Annotated in this window: 5 protein-coding genes; all 5 read right to left on the minus strand. The window is 66.4% G+C overall.

Going from position 1 to position 7,579, the window contains the following annotated elements; genetic code table 11:
- Positions 1–2,101, minus strand: a 2,101-nt coding sequence (locus ACIP0B_RS27365; protein WP_400838102.1) for a DUF748 domain-containing protein, incomplete at its 3' end; no start/stop codon positions are given.
- Positions 2,102–2,210: 109 nt separating this feature from the next.
- On the minus strand, positions 2,211–3,227 hold the full coding sequence (locus ACIP0B_RS27370; RefSeq protein ID WP_400838105.1) for a class I SAM-dependent rRNA methyltransferase: 1,017 nt from the start codon (positions 3,225–3,227) through the stop codon (positions 2,211–2,213).
- 108 nt (positions 3,228–3,335) lie between these two features.
- On the minus strand, positions 3,336–4,208 hold the full coding sequence (locus ACIP0B_RS27375; protein WP_400838108.1) for an oxygenase MpaB family protein: 873 nt from the start codon (positions 4,206–4,208) through the stop codon (positions 3,336–3,338).
- A gap of 61 nt (positions 4,209–4,269) precedes the next feature.
- Positions 4,270–6,207, minus strand: coding sequence for an acetate--CoA ligase (acs, locus tag ACIP0B_RS27380; protein ID WP_400838111.1), 1,938 nt, complete (start codon positions 6,205–6,207; stop codon positions 4,270–4,272).
- A 229-nt stretch (positions 6,208–6,436) separates the two neighbouring features.
- The coding region (gene pgi / locus ACIP0B_RS27385) for a glucose-6-phosphate isomerase (protein ID WP_400838114.1) at positions 6,437–7,579 on the minus strand (1,143 nt) is incomplete at its 5' end.

Genomic DNA, 7,579 nt, shown 5'->3' on the forward strand with positions numbered 1-7,579 from the left:
TGGTGATCAGGTAGTGCAGGTCGAGGTTGAGCCGGCCCTTGCGGATCCGGTAGCCGGCGAACTTGCCGGAGTAGGGGGTCAGGGTGGTCAGCTCGACGCGCTTGAAGCTGGTGGCGATGTCGAGGCTGGCCATCGGGTCGAACGGGTTGACCGAGCCCTTGATGGTCACCGGCGCATAGCGGTCTACCTTGCCCTTGACGTCGACGCTGGCGGGCTTGGCCTGGCGGCTGTCGATGGTGCCGATCTGGCCGTTCAACTGCTGGATCGCGGTGGCGAAGTTGGGGGTCAGGCTGAAGTCGGCGAAGTTGGCCGAGCCGTCGTTGATCGCGATGGCGCCGATGTGGATGCCCAGCGGCTTGTCGCCTCCGGACGGCTGCTTGGCGGCGGCCGGCTTCGCCGCCGAATCGGCGGGCTGCGGCACCAGCAGGTCGTCGATGTTGGTGGTGCGGTCATCGTTGATCATGAACCGCGCGTAGGGCTGGAACAGGTTGATCCGGTCGATCGACAGGCTGTCGCCGTGCTGGTAGTTCAGGCCTTCCACCACCACCTGCTGCCACTTGAGGAAGTCGCGGGTCTTGAGGGTGTCGAGGGTGTGCAGCTGATCGACCTGGGCGCGGCCGGTGACGCTGAGCGCCAGCGGTTCGGTGCTTTTCAGGTTGACCTTCAGGTCGCTGCCGAGCATGCCGCTGCGCAGTTCCAGGCGGATGAACGGGGTGATGTAGGACTGGGCGACCCGCAGGTCGATGTCCTGGGTCTTCACGTTGAGCTGGGCGGTGACGGGGGCCAGGTTGACCACGCCGTCGGCGCTGATCTTGCCCTGCTTGCCCAGGCCGGTGTCGAGCTTGAGTCTGAAGGGCGAGCCGTTGAGGCTGTCGAAGTCCTGCAGGTCGAGGTTCAGCGGGCCGACCTCCAGGGCCACCGGCGGCTGCGGCTGACGGTCGGCCAGGTGCACCTGGTAATTGCGCAGTTGCACGTCCTTGAGCAGCACCTGCCAGGGCTTGGCCGGCGCTGGCGGTACCTTCGGCGAGTCGGCGGCGGCCGGTGCGGTCTTGGGTTCGGCGGCGGCCTTGGCCGCCGGTTTGGACGGCTGGCCGGCGAACAGCTTTTGCCAGTCCAGTTGCCCGTCGGCCTCGCGGGCGGCCCAGGTCTCCAGCTTCTGGCTGCGGATCTTGCCGACCACCACCTGCTGCTTGGCCAGGTCCACCGTGGTTTCGCTGACGTCGAGACGTTCGAGCTTCGCCAGCGGACGGCCGTCCGGGGCCTTGATCGCGAACGGCGCGACGCTGACGGCGACGTTGTTCAGCAGCAGCTCGGTTTCCTTGGAGAGGTTGAGCTTGTAGTCGGTGCTGAGGCTGACCACGCCGTCTTCCAGCACCAGCGGCACGGCGTCGCGCACGTAAGGCCAGAAGGCCTTCATCTTGCCGTCGGTGATCTTCAGCGTGCCCTCGGAGGTGATCGGGATCAGGCTGAAGTTGCCGCTCCAGTCGATGCGCCCGCCGGCGGGGCCGACGGCGACCAGGGTCATGTCGGCGCTGTCTTCGGGCAGGGTGCTGAGGTTCTTCAGTTCGAAGTCGAGGGCGTCGTAGAGGAATTCGATCGGCTCGCTCGGGCGCGCGTCCTCGAAATGCACGGCGCCGCCGGCCAGCTTGATGCGGTCGATGCGCAGCGGGAACGGTTTGGCGTCGGGGTCGGCCGGCGCGGGTTCGCTGGCCGGTACCTTGAACAGGCCGAGCAGGTTGAGCTGGCCGTCCTTGGCGAACAGGATTTCGGTCTTGGGTTTGTCCAGCTCGATGTCGGCCAGGTGCAGGGCCTTTGTCCACAGGCTGTCGAGCTGCAGGTTGGCGTAGAGGCGCTCGAAGCCGACCTGCTCTTTGCCCGGCTCGCCGATGACCAGCCCCCACAGGGTGAGTTCAAGGCTGAACGGATTGAGTTCGATGCGTTGGATATGCGCCGGCACGGTGGCGTAGTTGGCCAGTTGCTGGTTGGCGACCCGTAACGCAATGCCCGGCAGAATCAGAAACCCCAGCAGGCTGTAGAGGGCCAGAGCGGTCAACAGGGCGCCAATCGCGCGAATCAATCCTTTGGGCATGTGCGGCTTCATCTGTCTGAATCGGAGTGCCTTGGAGTATGGCACGCGATTGCGGTTCCGAAGTAATTGCCCGTGGCCAGGATTGTTCAGATTTTTCTGTGGGAAATTTCCGAAGCTGATCTCACAGCTGGAGAATCAGGGTCTTCAGCGGCGGCTGTCCGTCCATGGACGGGAAGTCCCGGCCCGGCGTCATCACCGTCCACTCACGCACCGGCCGCCCGGCCTTTTCCGCGCAGCGCAGCACCTGTTCGCGCCAGTCGTCCATGCTGACTTTCGCCAGGTTGTTGCAGCAGATCAGCACGCCGTCTTCGGCGGTGGTCAGCAGGGCCGGCTTGAGCAGGCTCTGATAGTCGCGCAGCAGGTCGACGGTGCCGAACGCGCTCTTGGCCCAGGCCGGCGGATCGAGCAGCACCAGATCGTATTGGCGCTGTTCCAGGCGCTGATAGCCCGGCAGCTTCTGCCCGCGTCGCTGGGTGATCGGCAGCCCGGCCAGTTGGCGGATCGCCGGGAAGTAATCCGACTGGATGAATTGCATGGCCGGCAGTTGCGGATTGAGCTGGCCGTTTTCGCGGCCGACCGCGAGGTTGCCCTCGGCGAAGTCCAGGTTGCACACCTCGCTTGCGCCGCCGGCGGCGGCACTGAGGCCGACCCCGCAGGTGTAGGCGAACAGGTTGAGCACGCGCTTGCCTTTGGCGTGGTCCTTGACCCAGCCCCGGGTGTTGCGCAGGTCGAGGAACAGCAGCGGGTCCTGCCCGGCGTGGCGCCCGCGCACGCGGTAGTTCAGGCCCCATTCGTGGCCGACCAGATCCGCCAGCGCCGCGTCGTCGGCACGGTAGACGGGGTCGTCGCGGTCGATCCGCGAGTTGCCGCGGGAGCGGTCGTTGTAGACCAGCAGGGTTTCCAGGCCCAGGGTCTGGTCGACGGTCTCGTGCAGGTGCAGCAAGGCGTCGCGCTCCAGGGTCTGGTGGAAGCTCTGCACCATCAGTTGCGGGCCGTAGCGGTCGACGGTCAGGCCGCCGGCGCCTTCCTGGCTGCCGTGGAACAGGCGGTAGCAATCGGTGCCCTGGCCGTGCAGCTCGGCAAGCAGGTCCTGGCGTTGGTCGAGGGCGGCGCGCAGCGCCTGGTTCAAGGAAGACATGCGGGCGCCTTGCTGGAGGGAATGGGGGCGCGGGAGTTTATCATTGTTGGGGCGTTGCCGACGGCCTGCGGCGAGGCTGCAAGCACCCTCGCCGCAGAGGGCTTCGGCTCAGGGCAGCAGCCCCATCCGCCGCTGGGCCCGCTGCACCGAGCCGTTGCGCATGGCCCAGCGCAGCATCGGCGCGCTGCGGTTGACGCTGGCGCGGATCAGCTGGCGGCGCAGCGGGTTCTGGCGCACGCCGAGCATGTCGCTGGCCCAGTCCGGCAGCAGGTCGATGCCGGCCTTCATCATCAGGTCGCCGAAGGGCCGGGCCAGCAGGCTGGGGGCCGGCGCGTCGAGCAGCAGGCGCAGGACTTCCCGGCTGCGCCCGTCGCACAGCAACTGCGGGCGCATGCGCTGCAGGTACTCGGCCACCGCCGCGCGCGAGCGGGGCACGTCCCGCGCACCGAGCCGCTCGGCGATCACCGCGATCTCGGCGTAGTAACGGTCCTGGTCCGCCAGGGACAGCTGCGGATTGCGGTAGCGCAGGTGGGCAGCGAGGAAGTTGCTGACCTCCGCCACGTGCACCCAGGTCAGCAGATCCGGATCGCTGGCCGCGTAGGGCCGACCGTCCGGAGCGGTGCCGACCACTTGCAGGTGAATGGTGCGCACCTTTTCGATCAGCCAGTCGGCGTCCTTGCGCGAACCGAACGTGGTGCCGGAGACGAACTGACTGGTACGGCGCAACCGTCCGAGCATGTCCTGGCGAAAGTTCGAGTAGTCCCACACCCCGGCCAGCGCCAGCGGGTGCAGGGCTTGCAGCAACAGTGCGGCGATGCCGCCGATCAGCATGCTGCTGAAATCGCCGTGCACCTGCCAACTGATCGAGTCGGGGCCGAACAGGCCGGGATCGCCCTTGGGGTTTTCCAGGTCGAGCTGGCCGAGGGACAGCCCGGTCAGGCTCATGAGCTGGCTTTCGATGCGGTGGCGGATGAATTCCATGGGGTCTCGACGGATGAGGTCAGTGCAGGGGCGGCGCGGCCGAATGGCCGCGCCGGCGCCGCTACCGGTTGAGGCGCTTGTCGATCAGGCCCTGCACCACGCTCGGGTCGGCCAGGGTCGAGGTGTCACCGAGGCTGTCGAGCTCGTTGCAGGCGATCTTGCGCAGGATCCTGCGCATGATCTTGCCTGAGCGGGTTTTCGGCAAGGCCGGCGCCCACTGGATCAGATCCGGCTTGGCGAAGCTGCCGATCTCCTTGCTGACGTGGGCCAGCAGTTCCTTCTTCAATTCATCGTCGGGCTCGGTGCCGTTCATGGGCGTGACAAAGGCATAGATGCCCTGGCCCTTGACGTCGTGGGGATAGCCGACCACCGCCGCCTCGGCGATGCTGTCGTGCAGCACCAGGGCGCTCTCCACTTCGGCGGTGCCGATGCGGTGGCCGGACACGTTGATCACGTCGTCGATGCGTCCGGTGATCCAGTAGTCGCCGTCCTCGTCGCGGCGGGCGCCGTCGCCGGTGAAGTAGTAGCCGGGGTAGGGTTTGAAGTAGGTGTCGACCATCCGCTGCGGGTCGCCGTAGACGCTGCGGATCTGCGCCGGCCAGCTGGACTTGATCGCCAGCACGCCGCTGCCGGCGCCCTTGATTTCCTTGCCGTGCTCATCGAGCAGCACGGGCTGCACGCCGAACATCGGCCGGGTGGCGCAACCCGGCTTGATCCTTTGGGCGCTGACCAAGGGGCTGAGCATGATGCCGCCGGTCTCGGTCTGCCACCAGGTGTCGACGATGGGGCAGCGCTGCTCGCCGACCACGTTGAAATACCATTCCCACGCTTCCGGGTTGATCGGCTCGCCGACGCTGCCGAGCAGCCTGAGGCTTTGCCGCGACGTTTCCTGCAACGGGTCGGCCCCTTCGCGCATCAGGGCGCGCAGGGCGGTCGGCGCGGTGTAGAAGATGTTGACGTGGTGCTTGTCGATCACCTGCCAGAACCGCGAGGTGCTCGGATAGCTCGGCACGCCTTCGAAGATCAGGCTGGTGGCGCCGTTGGCCAACGGGCCGTAGACGATGTAGCTGTGGCCGGTGACCCAGCCGACGTCGGCGGTGCACCAGAACACTTCGCCGTCGCGGTAGTCGAGCACGTACTTGAAGGTCATCGCCGCCTGCAGCAGATAGCCGCCGGTGGTGTGCAGCACGCCTTTGGGTTTGCCGGTGCTGCCGGAGGTGTAGAGGATGAACAGCGGGTCTTCGGCGTCCATCGGCTCCGGCGGGCAGTCGTCGCTGACCTCGCGCACCGCCTGGTGATACCACAGGTCGCGGCCTGAGGTCCAGTCCACCTTGCCCTGGGTGCGCTCGACCACCACCACGGTGCCGACGTTCGGGCAGCTTTGCAGGGCCTTGTCGACGTTGTGCTTGAGCGGCACGAACTTGCCGCCGCGCACGCCTTCGTCGGCGGTGATCACGGTGCGGCAGTCGGCGTCGAGGATGCGGTCGCGCAGGGAGTCCGGGGAGAAGCCGCCGAACACCACCGAATGGATGGCGCCGATCCGCGCGCAGGCCAGCATGGCGTAGGCCGCTTCGGGGATCATCGGCATGTAGATGCACACCCGGTCGCCTTTCTTCACGCCGCGGCCCTTCAGCACGTTGGCCAGCCGGCAGACGTGGTGGTGGAGCTTGCGGTAGGTGATCTGGGCGGACTCGGCGGGGTCGTCGCCTTCCCAGAGCAGGGCGGTCTGGTCGCCGCGCCGTTCCAGGTGGCGGTCGATGCAGTTGTGGCTGACGTTCAGCTTCGCCCCGGCGAACCAGGAGGCTTCGCCGGTCTTCAGGTCATAGCGCTGGACGGTCTGCCACGGTGCGCTCCAGTCCAGGAAACGGTTGGCCTGCTCGGCCCAGAAGGTGCTGGGGTGTTCAATGGATTCGCGGTACAGGCGCTGGTAGTCGTCCTGACTCAACTGTGCGGCCCGGCGGACGGCATCGGCTTTGGGGAACGTGCTGATATCGAACATGACGGTTCCTTATTCTTGTTGTGCGACAGGAATAAAGATGCGCCGAGAGCCCGAGAGGTTCAAGCCATGACAAAAACGACGGTGGGAGCGAGCCTGCTCGCGATGGCGTCGGATCAGCCAACATCAAAGTTGAATGTTCCATCGCCATCGCGAGCAGGCTCGCTCCCACAGGGGATTGCCTTTGCCCGCAGAGACCGTCATGGACAGGCTCTGCGGACGATGCGCCGGATCAGCCGCGGTGACGGCCGCGGAAGTAGTTGATCAGGCCCTGGGTGGACGGATCCTCGGCGGCGCTCTCTTCGCTGCCGACCAGGCGGTTGTAGACGCCCTTGCCCAGTTCCTTGCCCAGTTCCACGCCCCACTGGTCGAAGGCGTTGATGCCCCAGACCACGCTCTGCACGAAGACCTTGTGTTCGTACATTGCCACCAGGGCGCCGAGGCGGCGCGGGCTGATGCGTTCGACCACCAGGGTGTTGCTCGGACGGTTGCCCGGGATCACCTTGTGCGCGGCGAGCTTCTGCACCTGCTCTTCGCTCATGCCCTTGTCGCGCAGTTCCGCTTCGGCCTCGGCCAGGGTCTTGCCCAGCATCAGGGCCTGGCTCTGGGACAGGCAGTTGGCGTACAGCCACTGGTGATGGTCGGACACCGGGTTGAAGCTGACGATCGGCACGATGAAGTCGGCCGGGATCAGTTGGGTGCCCTGGTGCAGCAACTGGTGATAGGCGTGCTGGCCGTTGCAGCCGACGCCGCCCCAGATCACCGGCCCGGTGTCGGTGGACACCGCGCTGCCGTCCTGGCGCACGCGCTTGCCGTTGGACTCCATGTCCAGCTGCTGCAGGTGCTTGGTGATGTTGCGCAGGTAGTGGTCGTACGGCAGGATCGCGTGGCTCTGCGAGCCCCAGAAGTTGCCGTACCACACGCCCAGCAGGGCCAGCAGCACCGGCATGTTCTGCTCGAACGGGGCGCTCTGGAAATGCTGGTCCATGGTGTAGGCGCCGGACAGCAGTTCCTTGAAGTTGGACATGCCGATGGCCAGGGCGATCGGCAGGCCGATGGCCGACCACAGCGAGTAGCGGCCGCCGACCCAGTCCCACATCGGGAAGATGTTCTCTTCGCGGATGCCGAACGCCACGGCCGCCGCGTTGTTGCTCGACACGGCGATGAAGTGGCGGTGCAGCTCGGCTTCCGAACCGCCCTGGGCCAGGTACCAGGCGCGGGCGGCCTGGGCGTTCTTCAGGGTTTCGAGGGTGTTGAAGGATTTCGACGACACGATGAACAGCGTGGTTTCGGCGCGCAGCTTCTGGGTCAGGCCGTGGAACTCGCTGCCGTCGATGTTCGCCAGGTAGTGGCAGCGCACGCCTTTCTGGGCGTA

This window comes from Pseudomonas sp. NPDC089534 (assembly GCF_044749305.1).
GTDB lineage: Bacteria > Pseudomonadota > Gammaproteobacteria > Pseudomonadales > Pseudomonadaceae > Aquipseudomonas > Aquipseudomonas ekonensis.